This is a genomic window from Ezakiella peruensis, from assembly GCF_900215725.1.
Classification (GTDB): domain Bacteria; phylum Bacillota; class Clostridia; order Tissierellales; family Peptoniphilaceae; genus Ezakiella; species Ezakiella peruensis.
The window spans coordinates 61,082-77,612 of sequence record NZ_LT962472.1 but is presented as its reverse complement, the minus strand read 5'-3'; the positions used below and the strand labels follow the sequence as shown (position 1 = coordinate 77,612).

Annotated in this window: 18 protein-coding genes, 1 pseudogene and 1 riboswitch; of the genes and pseudogenes, 8 read left to right on the top strand and 11 right to left on the bottom strand. The window is 39.2% G+C overall.

Annotated features, from left to right (window positions below; translation table 11 throughout):
- Positions 1-43 precede the first annotated feature (43 nt).
- From CUU59_RS07890 to CUU59_RS07835, 11 genes and pseudogenes are all read right to left on the bottom strand, one after another.
- Complete coding sequence (locus tag CUU59_RS07890; RefSeq protein WP_099951414.1) at positions 44-472, bottom strand: arsenate reductase ArsC; 429 nt, start codon at positions 470-472, stop codon at positions 44-46.
- 194 nt (positions 473-666) lie between these two features.
- Positions 667-1,725 (bottom strand): ACR3 family arsenite efflux transporter, encoded by a 1,059-nt coding sequence (gene arsB, locus CUU59_RS07880; protein ID WP_099951413.1) that lies wholly within the window; start codon positions 1,723-1,725, stop codon positions 667-669.
- Between the two features lie 31 nt (positions 1,726-1,756).
- A pseudogene (locus tag CUU59_RS07875) lies at positions 1,757-2,124 on the bottom strand (arsenate reductase/protein-tyrosine-phosphatase family protein).
- 9 nt (positions 2,125-2,133) lie between these two features.
- On the bottom strand, positions 2,134-3,864 hold the full coding sequence (gene arsA / locus CUU59_RS07870) for an arsenical pump-driving ATPase (RefSeq protein WP_099951412.1): 1,731 nt from the start codon (positions 3,862-3,864) through the stop codon (positions 2,134-2,136).
- 13 nt (positions 3,865-3,877) lie between these two features.
- A complete protein-coding gene (gene arsD, locus CUU59_RS07865; RefSeq protein ID WP_099951411.1) occupies positions 3,878-4,246 on the bottom strand; it encodes an arsenite efflux transporter metallochaperone ArsD in 369 nt (122 codons plus the stop codon).
- Positions 4,247-4,391: 145 nt separating this feature from the next.
- The gene (locus tag CUU59_RS07860; protein ID WP_099951410.1) at positions 4,392-4,715 is read right to left on the bottom strand and encodes an ArsR/SmtB family transcription factor; all 324 of its coding nucleotides are present in this window, start codon (positions 4,713-4,715) and stop codon (positions 4,392-4,394) included.
- Between the two features lie 951 nt (positions 4,716-5,666).
- On the bottom strand, positions 5,667-6,086 hold the full coding sequence (locus CUU59_RS07855; protein WP_099951409.1) for a GTP pyrophosphokinase: 420 nt from the start codon (positions 6,084-6,086) through the stop codon (positions 5,667-5,669).
- Positions 6,087-6,096: 10 nt separating this feature from the next.
- Positions 6,097-6,678 (bottom strand): hypothetical protein, encoded by a 582-nt coding sequence (locus CUU59_RS07850; protein ID WP_099951408.1) that lies wholly within the window; start codon positions 6,676-6,678, stop codon positions 6,097-6,099.
- A gap of 73 nt (positions 6,679-6,751) precedes the next feature.
- Entirely contained in the window at positions 6,752-7,516 is a 765-nt protein-coding gene (locus CUU59_RS07845) for an ABC transporter ATP-binding protein (RefSeq protein ID WP_099951407.1), read from the bottom strand.
- Positions 7,513-8,532 carry a FecCD family ABC transporter permease gene (locus CUU59_RS07840; RefSeq protein ID WP_099951406.1) on the bottom strand — a complete coding sequence of 340 codons (1,020 nt, stop codon included), beginning with the start codon at positions 8,530-8,532 and terminating at the stop codon, positions 7,513-7,515. Before CUU59_RS07840 ends, CUU59_RS07845 begins: the two co-directional genes overlap by 4 nt.
- Before the next feature lie 3 nt (positions 8,533-8,535).
- A complete protein-coding gene (locus CUU59_RS07835; RefSeq protein ID WP_099951405.1) occupies positions 8,536-9,738 on the bottom strand; it encodes a helical backbone metal receptor in 1,203 nt (400 codons plus the stop codon).
- A 110-nt stretch (positions 9,739-9,848) separates the two neighbouring features.
- Positions 9,849-10,030, top strand: a riboswitch (cobalamin riboswitch).
- 73 nt (positions 10,031-10,103) lie between these two features.
- Here CUU59_RS07835 and CUU59_RS07830 point away from each other — a divergent pair.
- From CUU59_RS07830 to CUU59_RS07795, 8 genes are all read left to right on the top strand, one after another.
- Complete coding sequence (locus tag CUU59_RS07830) at positions 10,104-10,829, top strand: energy-coupling factor ABC transporter permease (protein ID WP_099951404.1); 726 nt, start codon at positions 10,104-10,106, stop codon at positions 10,827-10,829.
- The gene (locus tag CUU59_RS07825; RefSeq protein WP_099951403.1) at positions 10,813-11,097 is read left to right on the top strand and encodes an energy-coupling factor ABC transporter substrate-binding protein; all 285 of its coding nucleotides are present in this window, start codon (positions 10,813-10,815) and stop codon (positions 11,095-11,097) included. Before CUU59_RS07830 ends, CUU59_RS07825 begins: the two co-directional genes overlap by 17 nt.
- Entirely contained in the window at positions 11,097-11,774 is a 678-nt protein-coding gene (cbiQ, locus tag CUU59_RS07820; protein ID WP_099951402.1) for a cobalt ECF transporter T component CbiQ, read from the top strand. Before CUU59_RS07825 ends, cbiQ begins: the two co-directional genes overlap by 1 nt.
- A 7-nt stretch (positions 11,775-11,781) precedes the next feature.
- Positions 11,782-12,579, top strand: coding sequence for an ABC transporter ATP-binding protein (locus CUU59_RS07815; RefSeq protein WP_075574338.1), 798 nt, complete (start codon positions 11,782-11,784; stop codon positions 12,577-12,579).
- Between the two features lie 733 nt (positions 12,580-13,312).
- Positions 13,313-14,077, top strand: a complete 765-nt coding sequence (locus CUU59_RS07810) for a ParA family protein (RefSeq protein ID WP_099951401.1) — start codon at positions 13,313-13,315, stop codon at positions 14,075-14,077.
- 9 nt (positions 14,078-14,086) lie between these two features.
- Positions 14,087-14,914 (top strand): ParB/RepB/Spo0J family partition protein, encoded by an 828-nt coding sequence (locus CUU59_RS07805; protein ID WP_099951400.1) that lies wholly within the window; start codon positions 14,087-14,089, stop codon positions 14,912-14,914.
- A 21-nt stretch (positions 14,915-14,935) separates the two neighbouring features.
- A complete protein-coding gene (locus CUU59_RS07800; protein WP_099951399.1) occupies positions 14,936-15,817 on the top strand; it encodes a PhzF family phenazine biosynthesis protein in 882 nt (293 codons plus the stop codon).
- A gap of 72 nt (positions 15,818-15,889) precedes the next feature.
- A complete protein-coding gene (locus tag CUU59_RS07795) occupies positions 15,890-16,531 on the top strand; it encodes a cyclodeaminase/cyclohydrolase family protein (RefSeq protein ID WP_099951398.1) in 642 nt (213 codons plus the stop codon).

Below are 16,531 nucleotides of genomic sequence, written 5' to 3'. Positions count from 1 at the left end.
ATTTAAAAACAGCCTTTACCAGGCTGTTTTTTTGTGGGCAAAATTACAAATATTTTCCATTCAAATTAATCTCATTTTTCTTAATTCTAAGGCTTAAATCCTTAATATTTTTTTCTATTTCAGATATAATTTTCTTAAAAAACTCATCATCTTGACCTGTTGGATCTTCTAAATTCCAGTCCTCTGTATATTGATTTTCTACAAGCGGGCAGACTACATCACATCCCATAGTAATTGATATATCAATATTAGGCAGGTCGGAAATCAGCTTTGAATATTGAGTTTTCTCCATATCAATATTATATATATCTTTCATTAATCTGACAGCATCTTGATTTATTTGGTCTTTTATTTGTGTCCCAGCTGAATAGGATTCAAACACATCCCCAGCATATTTTTTCCCTAAGGCTTCTGCAATCTGGCTCCTACAGCTATTGTGTACACATATAAATGCAACTTTTGGCTTTCTCATTTTAATTTATACCTTTCTCTTCTAATAAATCTTTCACTTTATCCTTATTTAAAACTTTCCCATAGGGTATACTTTGCCCTTTATAACTAAGGCTGGAGTAAAAACATAAGTCCATAACTTGCAATTTGCATTTTACCTAAAGCAGGGGGTCAGCTTAAATTTTTATAGTCGCACATTTTTCTAAGGTCTTAACTTTATTTATCTCTTTCAAGGCTCGGGAAGGATCTTTTTGTATTATTAACTATCCTTACTAAGAGTAGCATTACGGGAACTTCTGTAAGAACCCCTACAGTTGATGCAAGAACAACAGGAGAATCTACACCAAATAGGGCTATGCCTACAGCCACTGAAAGTTCAAAAAAGTCAGATGCTGCTATTAAAGAAGCTGGCGCTGCAATCTCATGAGGTAGTTTACTTACTTTACTTACAAAATATGTTAGAGAGAATGAAATCAAATTTTGCAGTATTAGTGGAACCGCTATTAAAACTACATAAAGTGGATGTTCTACTATCATATCTCCTTGGAAAGTAAATATAATAACAAGAGTAAGAAGAAGTCCTATGGTAGTTACTCCGTCAAACTTTTTTATAAAGTTATTTTCCAGGTAATCTTTTCCCTTATTTTTTATTATAAAGTACCTTGATAAAAACCCGCCCACTAAAGGAATAAGAACAAAAAGCACTATTGACATTATGAGAACATCCATGGGTAGAGTTATTCCCTTTAAACCTAAAAGGAGCTGTACAAGTGGTACAAACAGGAAGAGTATCAAGATGTCATTTACCGATATCTGTACAAGGGTTTGCGCTGGGTCTCCATTGGTAAGACTGCTCCACACAAAGACCATGGCTGTACATGGGGCTGTACCTAAGAGTACTGCTCCTGTAACAAAATCATTAGCAAGATTAGCGGGTATTAACTGGCTAAATACAGAATGGAAGAAAAGTGTAGCTAGACCAAACATTAAAAATGGTTTGATTGCCCAGCTTGCTATTGTAGAAATAATTATACCTTGGGGATGTTTTCCTACATTTTTTAGTGATTTAAAGTCTATCCTAACCATCATAGGGTATATCATAAGCCACATTAAAACTGTTAATATTATGTTTTGACCCTTAAATTCCAATGACCGTAAGAAAGATTGAACAGATGGCATAAATCTAGCAATCAAAATACCTGCAGCCATGCAGAGTAAAACCCATATACTTAAATATCTTTCAAAAAAACTAATTTTTTCGTTTGTTTCTTTCATCAATTTCACCTCTTTTTTTATCTGCCTATTCTTATAATAGGTCTTTTAAATTATCTTCTTTTAAATCTTCATCATTTTTTCCGCTGGGATCTTCAAGTCCCCAATCATCTTTTTTAACAGTATAAGGCATAATTGGACAAAGGACATCTCATCCCATTGTAATTAGATAATCAACTTTAGGAATATCATCTATAAGTTTTGACTTTTGAGTCTCTTCCATATCGATATCATAAATTTCTTTGATAAGCCTTACTGCATCCTGATTTATTTGATCCTTTAATTCTGTCTCTGCAGAATATAGCTCTATAGTATCTCCAGCGAATTTTTTGTCAGTGCTTCAGCAATTTGACTTCCACATAAATTGTGAACACTAACAAAGGCAACTTTAGTTTTCTTCATCTTTGACTACTATATATTATAGAGTTTATCACCACGAAGGTCTTCTTTTGTCCATTCAACGACGGCAAGTTTTCCTGAAGTATGATCTAATATCTTGTTAATCCACTTAACTTCTTCATTTGCTTTGGCAGATAACATCTTGTTACTTGGATTTGCTTTGTACAAGGATGAATTAACAACCCACCAATTAGTATGAATTGATGCCCTCTTTAGATCTTCTTCTAAGCGATATGCCTCATAATATGGGGTTGCCTCTGCCAAGCTAATGATTAATACTTCTGTTTCCTCTCCCCTTAATCTAGGCAACAAGTTTCTTACAGATTCAGGTATCTGTCCTTGTGTTCTTTCAACTTCTCTATGATAACTTAAAGTTGAATCTAAGAGCAATAGGGTATGACCCGTAGGAGCAGTATCAATAACTACTATTTCATCGTCTGCTTTTTCCACGAGTTCTGCAAAAGCTCTAAATACAGCTATTTCCTGTGTACATGGTGATCTTAAATCTTCTTCAATGTAAGCTATATCATCATCACTCATTGTTTTTCTTGCATTTTCAAGCACTTCATCTTGATATTTTTTTAATTCTTCCTTTTCATCAATATGACTCATAGCTAGTCCGCTTGAACTATCTATAATAAATTTTAAATGGTCAGCGGGATCTGTTGTAGCTAGATGTACTTTTTTACCAAGTTTGCTTAGCTTGAGGGCAACAGAAGCTGCAATAGTAGTCTTACCTACACCGCCCTTACCCATAGTAAAGATTACTTTTCTATTATTTTTTATAAGATCGTTAACAACATCATCTAAATTAAAGAGTTTGCCCTTTACTTCCTCTTTTTCTTCATTTATTTGATCCTTCTTAAGGAGATTTCTTATAGATTCGATTCCAGTAATGTTATATGATCTCAATGGAATCGTATAGGTATCAAACTTAGTTAACATATCTGGCATATTTTCAAGGGCTGATTGTTGTTTCTTATATATACTTTCAGATAATTCATCATCATAATTTTCTATAACACCATTAATCAATAATATTTGATTTTTTATTCCAATCTCAGATAGTTCCTTTGATGCTCTGACTACCTCTTTAAGCGGTGTATTATCAGGCCTTGTAACTAATACCAGGGTTGTTAAAGCCCCATCCGCTAAATTTTCAACTGCCTGTTTATAGATTTCTTTTCTAGACTCTAATCCTGATAGCTGTCCTAAACAGGATGCTCCATGTGTGCTTTCACTGATAAAATCAGTCCAAGCAGAAGGAAGCTGTAACATTCTAAGTGTATGACCTGTAGGAGCTGTATCAAATATAATATGGTCATAGTCTGCATCGAACTCAGAATTTGTGATGAAATTAGAAAACTCATTAAAGGCAGCAATCTCAACTGTACAAGATCCAGATAGCTGTTCTTCCATATTCTCAATAACGGAATCAGGCATCTTGCCCCTAAAAGGAGCTACTACACTTTCTTTGTAGTTATGTGCCGCTTCCAATGGATCTAGGTTGATAACCTCTAAATTATCTACTGCTTTAATTGGCCTTGCTTCACCGCCTAATTCAGTTTCAAAAACATCTTGAAGATTTGAAGCAGGGTCTGTACTAATAAGTAGTACTTTCTTTCCTTCGTCTGCTAAAGTCACTGCTGTTGCACAAGCTGCAGATGTTTTACCAACGCCTCCCTTGCCTGTAAAAAATAGATATTTAGTTAATTTTACATTTTCAAGATTAAATTCCTTCACAATAAATCCCCCCTTAGCAACAAGAGCTGTTATCTCCACAGCAGCCTTTATTTTGCTTACTGCCTTTAAAATAATCTTTAGAGATTTGTAAAAGTTCCATTATTTCTTCATTCTTTGGATATCTGCCTTCTATGACTATCTCGTCGTCTACAAGGATTAATGGCAGTATATCGACTCCATTTTTATCCAAAGCCTCTTTTACCTTGGCATTATTGGCAAATGCCATTGGTTCACCTGATAGATTGTATCTTTCGATAGTGACACCATTTTGCTTCAAATTGTTGATTACTGTTGACATACGTACGAGTTCAGGATCTACATTAACTCCACAAACACCTGTATCACAGCACATAGCTGGTTCATAAATTGACATTCTTTTCATTTTTTTACACCCTTTCTTAAATTTTTTAAATAATACTTCCTAACTTCTTCTCTAATGTCTGCCATAATTTACTTCCTTATACTGCCACAATCTACCTCCTTATACATATACATATTTGAATAATTCTATCTGTTCTATAAAAAAATTAATAATCCATCCGCTCTTTTGAGTGGCAAATGCAATCGGGGTCGTCAGAAAAAACGCTTGTAAGCTGGTCCAGCAAATGGCCCAAAGCCTTTTGATTTAAGCTGTAGTAGATATTCTTACCCTCTCGCCTGCTCTTAACCAACTTGGCCTCTTCCAATTTTTTCATATCACAGGACAAGGTTGGCTGACTGATATCAAATTTTTCCAAAATCTCACAAGCGCATAGCTCTCCACAAGAAAGCATGTCGACAATCTTCAAGCGTTTTTGATCAGAAATTGCCTTGAGCTTGGTGGATATATTTTCATAAATGTTCTCAGCCATTAAAAGTCACTCCCTTCTTAATTTAAGTTTATTATAACATACATATAGAAAAAATTCAATATGTTTTTGCAAAATTTTTTAAAAAATATTTTTACATAGCTAGGGCCATGGCAGCCCAGCCATAAAACAAAATCAAAATCATCCTTTAGAATTGCGTACACCTCAAGCACGTAGGTTCGATAACTCGCGCTTGAATTTCTAAATACCTAATCGCCAGGCATATATATTTCGTTCATGCAGATACACAGTACATTATACATATACACATAATTTATACACATACACACGTTTTATACATGAAATTCATACTCATACTTTACACACCACATACACACAATTCATACACATACACAAGTCATCATACACACATCTTATACACATACACAGCTCATAGTACACACATTTCACACACTTACACATTGCTCACTCATACATATAGCACGCATATATTCACCCCCTCCTCTAGTCCGCCGCCTGATAAAGCGTTACGCTTCAACGTGAATTGGGCTAGAACAGCGGAAAATTTATATTAATATTCACCTTCACTCGCTTCATAATCATGCTCTACACACCGCTCACCCACCCGTATAATAATCATACTCTCATTCTATACACCCATACCATTCTCACCCTCTCACCTCATCTTCATACAAGCCCCTCCTAGTCCGCTGCCTGATAAAGCGTTACGCTTCACTGCGAATTGGAGTAGAGAAAAGTGATTATTATTGGTGATGAAGGAGCATTCTAATTGTGCAGGGAAAAATGAAACTTAAAAAGTGTAGGAATAGAGAAAATATAATGAGAATATAAAAGGTAAAGAAAAGTATATGGGAGGATAAGCAATAGGAAGAGACAAATAAAGAAAATTTGCAAAAGTAAATAAATAGCTACAAATAGAAATTTCTACAAATAAAAATTTGCACAAACATTTCCACAAATAAAAAAGGCACTCTACTGTGCCTTGAGCATTCTCTGCGCTTGTTTATATTTTTCGACTCTTTCCAAGTCTTTATCTGTGATAGTCTTTAATCTTTTTAAATTCATATTATCTGCCAGGTCGGACAATTTTACCTGCCTGGCCAGGGTATTTTCTTTGACTGCATTTATATATTCAAAGTATGGGAGGTCTTTTTGGTGGGTCAGGACTTTTAGGGCTGCGATTTGTTCTTGGTCCAAAAAATCCAGGTCAGCCCAGGTATACTTGTCGCTATCTTCCATGACATCGTGGAGGAGGGCGACGATTTTGGCCCTTTTGTCCTTTGTCCTCCTAGAAACTCTTAAGGGGTGGGTGAAGTAGGGCTTGCCGCCCTTGTCCCTTTGCCCTTTGTGGGCTTTTAGCATTATTGCAAATGCTCTAATATAATTTATCATGACTGCCCCTTTATTCGCTTTCCTTGAACATTTTTTCCAGTCTTTCCCTCCGGCTTCTCATGTCCATGTTGTTTTTCATGAGGTTTTCGTTTTGTTTTTTCATTACATAGGTCGAACCAACTCTAACCACATACATGAGGACGCTGTAGAGGACTGCCTTTAGAGCTGAGGCAAAGAGGTAGACACCAGAGAATGTGTTTTGGTGGCGAGCTACTAATAGTCCGTTCATTTCAAACATTCTGCCGATGGTGTCTATGCCGGTAAAGGCCATCATGACTCCAAGGACCACCATAATCACCGTAAAAATCAGGGGCGAGTAGGAGTGGTGGGAGGTCATAAAATCAAAGGCGTCGTAGACTCCCAGAGATGAGTAGAGCATAAAGTAGAGGCTGTAGACAAATACAAAGATGCTCATTAAATCTAGGTACTGGCCGACCTCGCTGGTCCTGTAATTTAGATTATAAGAATGCAGACTCTTGCTGTCTATGATTTTGATCCCAATAAATATTACTATCAGCGTAACTATCGTATATATTATCCTGCCCTTGAGGCTGGTGTAGCCAAAGGCTTTTAATTTTTTATCTTTTTTCATCGTAATCATCCTTTTTTAGAAAATTCTATATTTATTCTACCATAATTTAATAATTATTGCCAGAATTTATTTCTTATCTGTATTTTGGGATGATAAAGGGCCTGCCGTCTTTCATAATTACATCCACTTGGACCTCGTAGACCTGGCGGATGTTTTCGGCATTTATAACTTCCTCTGGCCTGCCAAGGGCGACTATCTGCCCCTCTTTCATAAGGGCAATTTTATCTGCAAAGGCCGAGGCTAGGTTGAGGTCGTGGAGGACAATTATAAAGCTCTTATCCTCGGTTTTTTCTACAGTCTTCATGAGCTTAATCTGGTGGTTTATGTCCATGGCTGCAATTGGTTCGTCCATGAGGATGAGCTTTGGCGATTGGGCAAAGGCCCTGGCCGTCATGGTCCTCCCCTTTTCTCCACCAGAGGTCTCGAGGATGGATTTATCTTTTAAATCTGTCAATTCCATTATATTTATTTGTTCGGCCACGATTTTTTTGTCGGTCTCGCCCAGTTTACCCGTCCAAGATAAAAATGGATAACGGCCCATCTCCACCACTTCCTCGACTGTAAAATCAAAAGAGCTGTTTGGATTTTGGTGTTGGACTGAAATAATTTTTGCCCGATCTTTTATAGTAAAAGAATGCAAGTCCCTGCCATCAAGGGTGACTGAGCCTGAATCTGCCTGTAAGTAGGCTGAAATGACTTTTAATAAGGTGGTCTTGCCACAACCATTAGGGCCAATAATTATAAGTTTGCCTCCTTCTTCAAGTGAAAGATTTATATCCTTTAAGACTTGGTTTTTGCCATAGCTGAAGTTTAAATTCTTGATTTCTAAAATATTCATTGGAGACTCCTCTTGTGTTTGATAAGGAGGACCAAAAATAGGGGCCCGCCGATTAGCGAGGTGATAATGCCCACAGGGAGTTCAAAGCCTGATATAAGCGACCTGGCCAGGGTGTCGGCGAGGACCATAAATATTCCCCCCACTATCATAGAGGCCGGCAGCAAAAACTTGTGGTCGCCGCCAAATATCAGCCTGATAAAATGTGGGACTATAAGGCCAACAAAGCCGATGATTCCGCTGACCGAAACCGCCAGCGATGTTAAGAGTGCAGATAATAAAAGGAGATTTCGCTTTAGTTTTTTTACATCCAGGCCCATGGATATGGCCTCTTCCTCGCCCATTACGAGAAGATTTAAGTCCTTGCCGTGGTAAATGGTAATGATAAAGGCAATTAGTGTCGGTATAAAAATTGTCCCCACGTGAACCCAGCTCTTGGCATTAAAAGATCCCATGGTCCATGTGATAATGGACATGGCCTCGTCCTTGTGGACCATCATTATAAGGGAGATGGCCGAGGAAAGAATAGCCGAGATGACAATACCTGTCAAGAGGACTGAGTAATTGTCCACTCCCCTCTTGGTCCGTGAGACCGTGTAGACTATAAGCGAAGTTATAATCGCGCAGGCAAAGGCCGATAGACTGACAAGTGTGTGGCCAAGAAAGCTGGTCGCCGGCAAAAATACAATGGCCATAGTCGCACCAAAAGCCGCCCCAGATGACACGCCCATTACAAATGGATCGGCCATGGGGTTTTGGAAGATGGCTTGATATGAAGCGCCTGCCATTGCCAGGAGCCCGCCGGTTAGGACCGACAAAATAATCCTGGGCAGCCTTACCTCAAATATAATAAAGTGGATGGGATCAGTAAAATCAATCCCATCCACCCCATTTCTTATTAGATTTTTGATAGCTGCAATAATGGTCGCAAAGCTAATATCAACCGAGCCAAAGCCGATTGCCAGTAGCATGAGGCCGATTAAAGCCGCCAAGGCCAATAAGAGAAAAGTTTTTTTCATAAATTAAAATTCCAAATTCTTTAGAACTTCTGGGTGGGCAATCTTTAAGAGAGCCTTGATTCCTTCATCAACCACGCGGGCTGATGGTCTAGAGAATATGTCTGGATTTATTTCAATTACCCTGCCTTCATTAACAGCTGATAGGCCCTTGTAAACCTTGTCTGTCTTGACTTGGTCGATAGCAAAAGCTGGCACTAGCATGTAGTGTGGGTTTAGGGCGATTAATTTTTCCAAGGTATACTTAAAGCCTTCTGCATCCCTTGGGCCATTTGTAAGGCCGGCAATTCTTAGGATATCATCCATAAATGAATCCTTGCCGTGGGTGTATTCACCGTATTCACCTGTGCCTACTACTATATATGCAGTAGGAGCTGATAATTTTTTGGTGTATCTTTCAACGCTTTGGAGCTTTGCCTTCATGGTTGCAACTAGGGCTCTGGCTTCTGCATTTTTGCCTGTAATTAGGCCAATTGTTTCGATTGACTTGTAAGTTTCTTCCATTGACTTTGGTGTTTCCATGGCAAAGACCTTGATGCCAGCCTTTTGTAATTTGGCCAAAACTTCTTCCTTAAAGTGAGTTTGTGCAAGCACACAAGTTGGCTTCAAGCTAATCACTTTTTCAATGTCAGGTTCCATCATTGAGCCGACTGATGTTACTTTTTCAGCTTCCTTAGGGAAGTTGCAGTAGTCAGTTCTGCCTAAGGCCATGTCCCCTGCTCCGATTTCAAATAATGTTTCAGTTACTGATGGAGCGATTGATACAATCTTGGAATGAGTTTCATTTATTTCGTACTTGTCATTTTTAACAGGAAGTTTAGCTTCTGCCTTCTTGTCAAGAGTAACAGCTTTTGCAGCCTTGTCCCAACCGACTTGGTAATTTAATGTTTCAAACAAAATCCTAAATGGAACGTATACCTTGCCGTCCTTGGCGATTGTCTTGGTATCCATTGTAAAGTCAGTGCCGTTTACGGTCATGACATTGGATCCAGCGGTAAAGCTGATTTTGTCTTCCCCGTCAACTACGGTTAGAGTTTTTTCTTTGGCTTCAACTTTGAGACCGTAATTTTTAATTTCGTCACCGTCAATAAATGAGCGGGCGTTTTGTGTTAATAGGTCCTTTGATTCGACCTTTTGTGGTGCAGCGCTTAATCCGATTGAGAAGATCATCATAAAGGCTAGCACTAATGCGAGTAGTCTTTGTTTCATTTCGAAACCTCCTTTTCAAATTTGCCTACATTGTAGCACAAGAGTTTTTTAATTGCAATTAATTTTTACATATATTTTTACAAATAAATGATAATTCCCTATCAATTTGCTTGCAATAATTTATTTTTCGTGTTAGAATGAACTTGTTGATAGCTAATCGATATCAGGGAACCGGTAAATCCGGACAGCCCCCGCTACTGTATAGGCTGAGCGACCTCTTGCCACTTAAAGGGAAGGCAGGGTCAACGCTGTGACGCCGAGTCAGGATACCTGCGACTAGTTAGAGACGCTTCGGTGGGAAGGGTCTAATTTTTTTAGTACCCTCCATTATATCTGTCGGAGCAGAATATATAGGAGGTTTTTTTATGAAGAAAATTCAAAAGAGACTGGCAGCTTTTCTTCTCTTTGCAATGGCAATAATGGTCCCAAACAGCATTCACGCCATGCATATAGCAGAAGGCTTCTTGCCAAAGGTTCACGCGGCTATTTACTTTGTAATCGCTATCCCCTTTGTGATTTACGGGATCAAGTCAATTAAAGACATCACAGTAAATAAGCCTGAAAAGAAAATGCTCTTGGCCCTTGCTGGCGCATATGTATTTTTGCTATCATCGCTTAAATTACCAGCAATGACAGGATCATGCTCACACCCAACAGGTATTGGCCTTGGGGCAATATTGTTTGGCGCAGGCCCAATGTTTGTCCTTGGAACAATTGTTCTAATCTTCCAAGCCATCTTACTTGCACACGGTGGACTGACAACTCTAGGTGCTAACGCCCTATCAATGGCCATTATTGGTGCCTATATAGCTGTCGGAGTTTACAAGCTAATGAAGAAGATGAATGTAAGCGACCTAATAGCTGTATTTTTAGCAGCCTTCCTATCTGACTTAGGGACTTACATCGTAACCTCAATTGAGCTCGGTCTGGCCTTCCCTAATCCAACATTCGGTGCATCAGTCCTAAGCTATTTGGAAATTTTTGCAATCACCCAACTTCCAATTGCTGTAATGGAAGGTATCCTAACAGTCCTTATTTACAACGCAATTGTCAAGTACGAAGGAGGCATTTTATATGAAAAAGTCAACTAAGATAATCCTCATCATCTTAATGGTGGCTCTATTTGTAGTGCCTTTTATGATTCAAAAAGACGCAGAATTTGGCGGAGCTGATGACGCAGCCGAAGAAAGAATAGCCGAAGCAAACCCAGATTTCGAACCTTGGTTTGAAAGTATTTACGAACCAGCCTCAGGCGAAATCGAAAGCTTTTTGTTTGCCTTCCAAGCAGCTATCGGCGCAATTGTTATAGGCTATTACTTTGGCTATAATAAGGGCAAAAAACAAGGAGCAAATAAATAATGACGATTGACCAAATCGCATACAATAATAATTTTACCAAGAAAAACCCGAGAGTGAAAATGCTCTTGGGTTTTGCCTTACTTATTTTATCCCTGAGTATAAACAGCATTTATGCCCAGGCAGCAATCGCTATAGCCGTGGTTCTAGTCATGATTTTTGGGGCAAAAATTCCGGCCAGACCACTTTTTAAATTATATAAATTACCCCTTGGTTTTATTATTATTTCTTTGATTGCAATGGTCCTTACAATAACAAAGATAAAGGAAAATGTCGAATACTATATTATAATAGGAAGACTTTACATCGGCACCAATTCCCAGGCCCTTACAAGTGCCTACCAGACCTTTGTGAGGAGCTTTGCATGTATAACTTGCACATACTTTATGGCCCTGACAATACCCATCAACCAAACCATTATGATCTTTAAGGACCTCCACCTACCTCGAGTTTTTGTGGAGCAGTTTATCCTTATGTACAGGTATATAAACTTTTTTATGATGGAATTTAAAGACATGCATGTGGCCATGGAATTAAAACACGCAAACGACACCAAATGGATGATGATTAAATCCTCTGGCCTCATGGGGTCCAAGCTCTTTATAGACATGCTAAGTTCTTACGGTGAATGGGAAGATGCCCTGGACCTCAAGCTATTTGACGGAAATTTTTATTATTAGGTGAACAATGTTAGAAATCAAAAATTTAAACTACTCTTACCCCCAAAGCAAATTTGGGATCAAGGATATAAATTTAACAATTGAAAAATCAACAGTCCATGCTCTGGTGGGCGAAAACGGTGCGGGCAAATCCACGCTCTTCTTCAATATACTGGGATTAAATACGCCCGGCTCTGGACAAATTTTTTTGGAAGGCAAAGAAGTCATTTTCAAAAAGAAAGAGCTAAGGGACTATAGGACTAGGGTCAACCTTGTCATGCAAAATCCAGACAAGCAGATTTTTTACTCAAATGTCAGAGATGACATAGTATTCCCTCTTAGAAACCTTAAAAGGTCAGATGAATATATCGAGGCCAAACTAAAGGTTCTTGCAAACAAACTCGAGATAGAAGATCTGCTTGACCGCCCTGCCCACGCTCTTAGCTACGGGCAGAAAAAACGGGTGGCCATAGCAGGTGTCCTCGCCATGGAGCCCGACTATATCCTATTTGATGAACCCACAGCGGGCCTGGACCCCCGACTAACGGAAAACATGACCCAGCTGATCAAAGCCTTGGCAAGTGAGGGCGTTGGCATTCTAATTTCTTCCCACGATATGGATTTTATCTACGACATATGCACCCATGCCAGCGTTCTCAGCCAGGGGCAAATAATCGCATCTGGGACCAAGGACCAAGTCTTCTGTCAAAAAGAACTTTTAGAAAAAGCCGGCCTCAGACAGCCGACAATAGCCAGGATAAAATCCGAGTGCAAGCTCCCAGATATAAATACAATTGAAGACCTTATTAAGATTTTAAACAAATAATGTTCCACGTGGAACATTATTTTTATTTGTGTTTTATCTTGTGCTCTAGCTTTTGTTGTAATTACCTTTGCTTATGTGTTTTATATTAATCATATCTTCCTTTATTTTTATCGCTCACCTGCATTTTTATTTCTAGTCGTGCTTGACGATTAGTTTTCTTTGTTTTTAACTTGCATTTAAAGTCTGACTTTTATTTGCATTCTTGTCTGCATTGTAAGTTATTACTTATTAATTGTTCCACGTGGAACAATTTTTATTTTATTTGCTCTTGTGCTTGTACTTTTAATTTTAAATGGCAATTTGTTTTTCAAGTTTTGTCGCTGTTCATCTTTGTTTAATTATTAAAATTTTATTTCAACTTTCCTGCCTATATGCTTCTAATTTTAAATTACAGTTTATTTTTCCAATTCTGTTGATTTTCATCTTGCGTTTGAAATTGTTTTTTTTATTCCTAATATGCTAGCAGCGTGCCTTCAATTGCAAATTGCGTTTTTCATTTAACTTTACACGGCCTTGTGTTCATGATTTTAAATTGAAATTTCTTCTTCCAATTCTGTTGTCCCACATCTTTGATTTGCAAATCGCATTATTATTTCAAATTTCATGACCGTATGCTCGCAATTTTAAATCACAATTTATTTCTTGATTGTTCCACGTGGAACATTTTAAAAAATAAATCCCCTTAGTCTTTTATTCTTGGCCCTTTTATGGTATTATAATTATAGGAGGGCTTATGGCAAATATTTTATCTTTTTTTAATCAAAAGGGCGGCGTTGGCAAGACCACAACGACCTTGAACTTGGCTGCAGCCTTGGTTGACAAGGGCCGCAAGGTCTTGGTTGTCGACGTGGACCCACAGGCAAATTTAAGCTCAGGGCTGGCAGATGATTCCACTGAAATTGCGGGCAATATCTATAAGCTCATCATGGAGGATGCAGATATTTCTTCTGTGATTTCCGATACCACTCACAAGGGCCTAAAGCTCATAGCTGGGTCCAGTGATTCTGCAGGTATGGAAATCGAGCTAGCTGTAAATGGCAACTGGCATTATCTCCTTCGCAATAAATTGCAAGAGGTCAGTCCTCTTTACGACTACATTTTTATCGATTGTCCCCCAAGTCTGGGCATACTTTCGCTTATGAGCCTGAACGCTAGCGACGGGGTTATATCGACCATCCAGTCTGAATACTACGCGCTTGAAGGCGTGACCCAGCTGATGAAGACGGTTAACCTGGTCAAGGAAAATTATAATTCTGGCCTTGAGATCAAGGGCATTGTCTTAACCATGCATGACACCAGAAATAATCTGGCCCAGGATGTAGAGGCAGAAGTCAGAGGATTTTTTAAGGACTTGGTCTTTAAAACTTCCATACCCAGAAACGTAACCCTTGCGGAGGCACCCAGCCACGGTCTATCCATTTTTGACTACGATAAAAGATCTGCCGGTGCCCAAGCTTATAAGAAGTTTGCGAATGAATTTGACAAGCGCTTTAGATAAGGAGTCTATATGAGAAAAAATAAATCACTGGGCAAGGGCTTGGACGCACTTTTCGAACAAGTCGAAGAGACCAAGCACATCCCCAAGGAAGAAATCCAAGAAATAGAGCTAAGTAAAATCAAGGCCAATCCTGACCAAGTTCGCAAGGACTTTGACGAGGACGCCATAAAGGAATTGGCAGAGAGTATAAAATCCCACGGACTTTTGGAGCCAATCCTGTTAACTCCATTTGAAGATGGGTATATGATAGTTGCAGGGGAGAGACGGTACAGGGCGACCATTAGCCTGGGCAGAGACAAGATCCCAGCTATTGTTAGAGACTTCCCCAAGGAAGACATCAAAAAGCTTTCCTTGATTGAAAATATTCAAAGGGAAAATCTAAATCCGATTGAAGAGGCCCTGAGCTATGAAGAGCTCATGAAGGAAGCTGGCCTAACTCAGTCTGACTTTGCCAAGGAAATTGGCAAGAGCAGGAGCCATGTGGCAAACGTCCTTAGACTCTTAAAGCTGGACCCCCATGTAATGGAAGATGTAAGGTCTGGGGCTATTAGCTTTGGCCACGCTAAAGTATTATCTGGCCTGCCTCTAAAGGACCAGCAGGCCTTGGCCAAAAAAATTAAAACCCTGGGCCTAAATGTCCGTCAAACGGAAAAAGAATCCAAGAAGGCCAAGGGGACTGTAGAAAATATTTTTATTAAAGAGATTGAAGAGGACCTGCAAAATAAATTTATGGCTAAGGTTCGCATCAACGACAAAAAGGGCAGGGGGTCTATAGTCATCGACTATCATTCCATGGACGAGCTGGACCGACTAATTGAACTATTAAATCACATTTGATATAATAAGAAGGGTGATTATATGAATTTAATGGACTTAAGGCTAATTACAATTGATAGCTTCACGCAGTGCCGCTTTGGCGGTAACCCGGCCGCAGTTGTGCCGGAGTGCGAAGAAGTCCCTCAAATGTATTATCCGCAAATTGCAAATGAGATCAACCTCTCACAGAGTGCTTTTATCCACAATCGTGAGGGCGGTAGATTTTTTATAGAATTTTTTACCCCGACCCAGGAGATAAAATTTTCTGGCCACGCAGCCCTGGGCGCCTTTTATGTCCTGTCCAACATGGGCTACATCAGGCCTATAGAAGAGGGAACCAAGAGGGCAGAGCTGGAATTAAAGGACGGGGAAATCCTAGATGTAAATATAGATTACAAGGACTATGAAGTCGATAAGATCGGCATAGTTATGGATAATAAATATTTTAAACTAGAGAATGCCGGCGTCGACAAGTCCAGGATTGGACAGATTTTAAGAATCGAAGAAGACAAGCTTGGCGACATTCATCTGGGCGGTTACTTTAACCACGACCTGATTGTCTTTGTCAAAGACAAGGAGACCTTAGATATGGCAAAGCCCGATATGTTTGACCTGATAACTTTGAGTGAAGACCTCAAGGCATCTGGCTTATACCTAGTCTACGCCTCAGTTGACGGGGACAAGAAATTTGCCTACACCAGGTATTTTTCACCAGCCATTGGATTTTTTGAAGAAGCGGCCACAGGTTCTGCAGCGGCTTCAGTTGGAAAAATCCTCTTGGATAAAATTGGCAGCGACCACATTACAATCTACCAAGGCCAGGCCATGAAGAGGCCCAGCCTAATTGAGATTTACAGGGAAGATGGCCAAATCGTAATGAGCGGAGTTGGCAGGATAGTTACTGATAGCGTAATGCATTTATAGACTGCATCTACGTTCATCATATATATAATAGGAGAGAAAAGCAAAATATTTTTAAAATTATAGGAGGACAATATGAAATTAATTGATTTAAGCTTAAGAGATTACAATAAGGAAGTTTTTGGAGAAGCTCCAGCACCAGGCGGCGGAAGCGTTTCAGCCTATGCAGGTTCACTCGGTGTTGCCCTAACTCAAATGGTTGGCAGCCTCACAATCGACAAAAAAGCTTTTGAAGGTCTCACAGAAGACGAAAAAGCTGAAATGAAAAAAATCCAAGCTGAACTCGATCCAATCAGAGAAGAGCTAGAAGAAATCGTTGACACAGACGCATCAAGCTTTGATGATGTTATGGCAGCTTTCAAACTTCCAAAGGAAACTGACGAAGAAAAGAAGGCTAGAAGTGCAGCTATCCAAGAAGGCTACAAGAAAGCTCTTGAAATTCCTCTAAGAGCAGCTGAACTCTGCTTAAAGGCTCTAAATCTACAAAGCATTTACGCAAACTGCGGCAACAAAAACGCTATCACAGACGTTGGAGTTGGCACTCTTCTACTTCAATCAGGACTTGAAGGAGCTCTCTTTAATGTACTAATCAACGTAAATTCAATTAAAGACGAAGAATACGCAAACGGCATCAGAAAGAAAGCAGACGAACTTCTAAAAGAAGCAGCAGATAAAAAAGCTGAAACTCTAAAGATCGTTTACTCAAAACTCCAATAA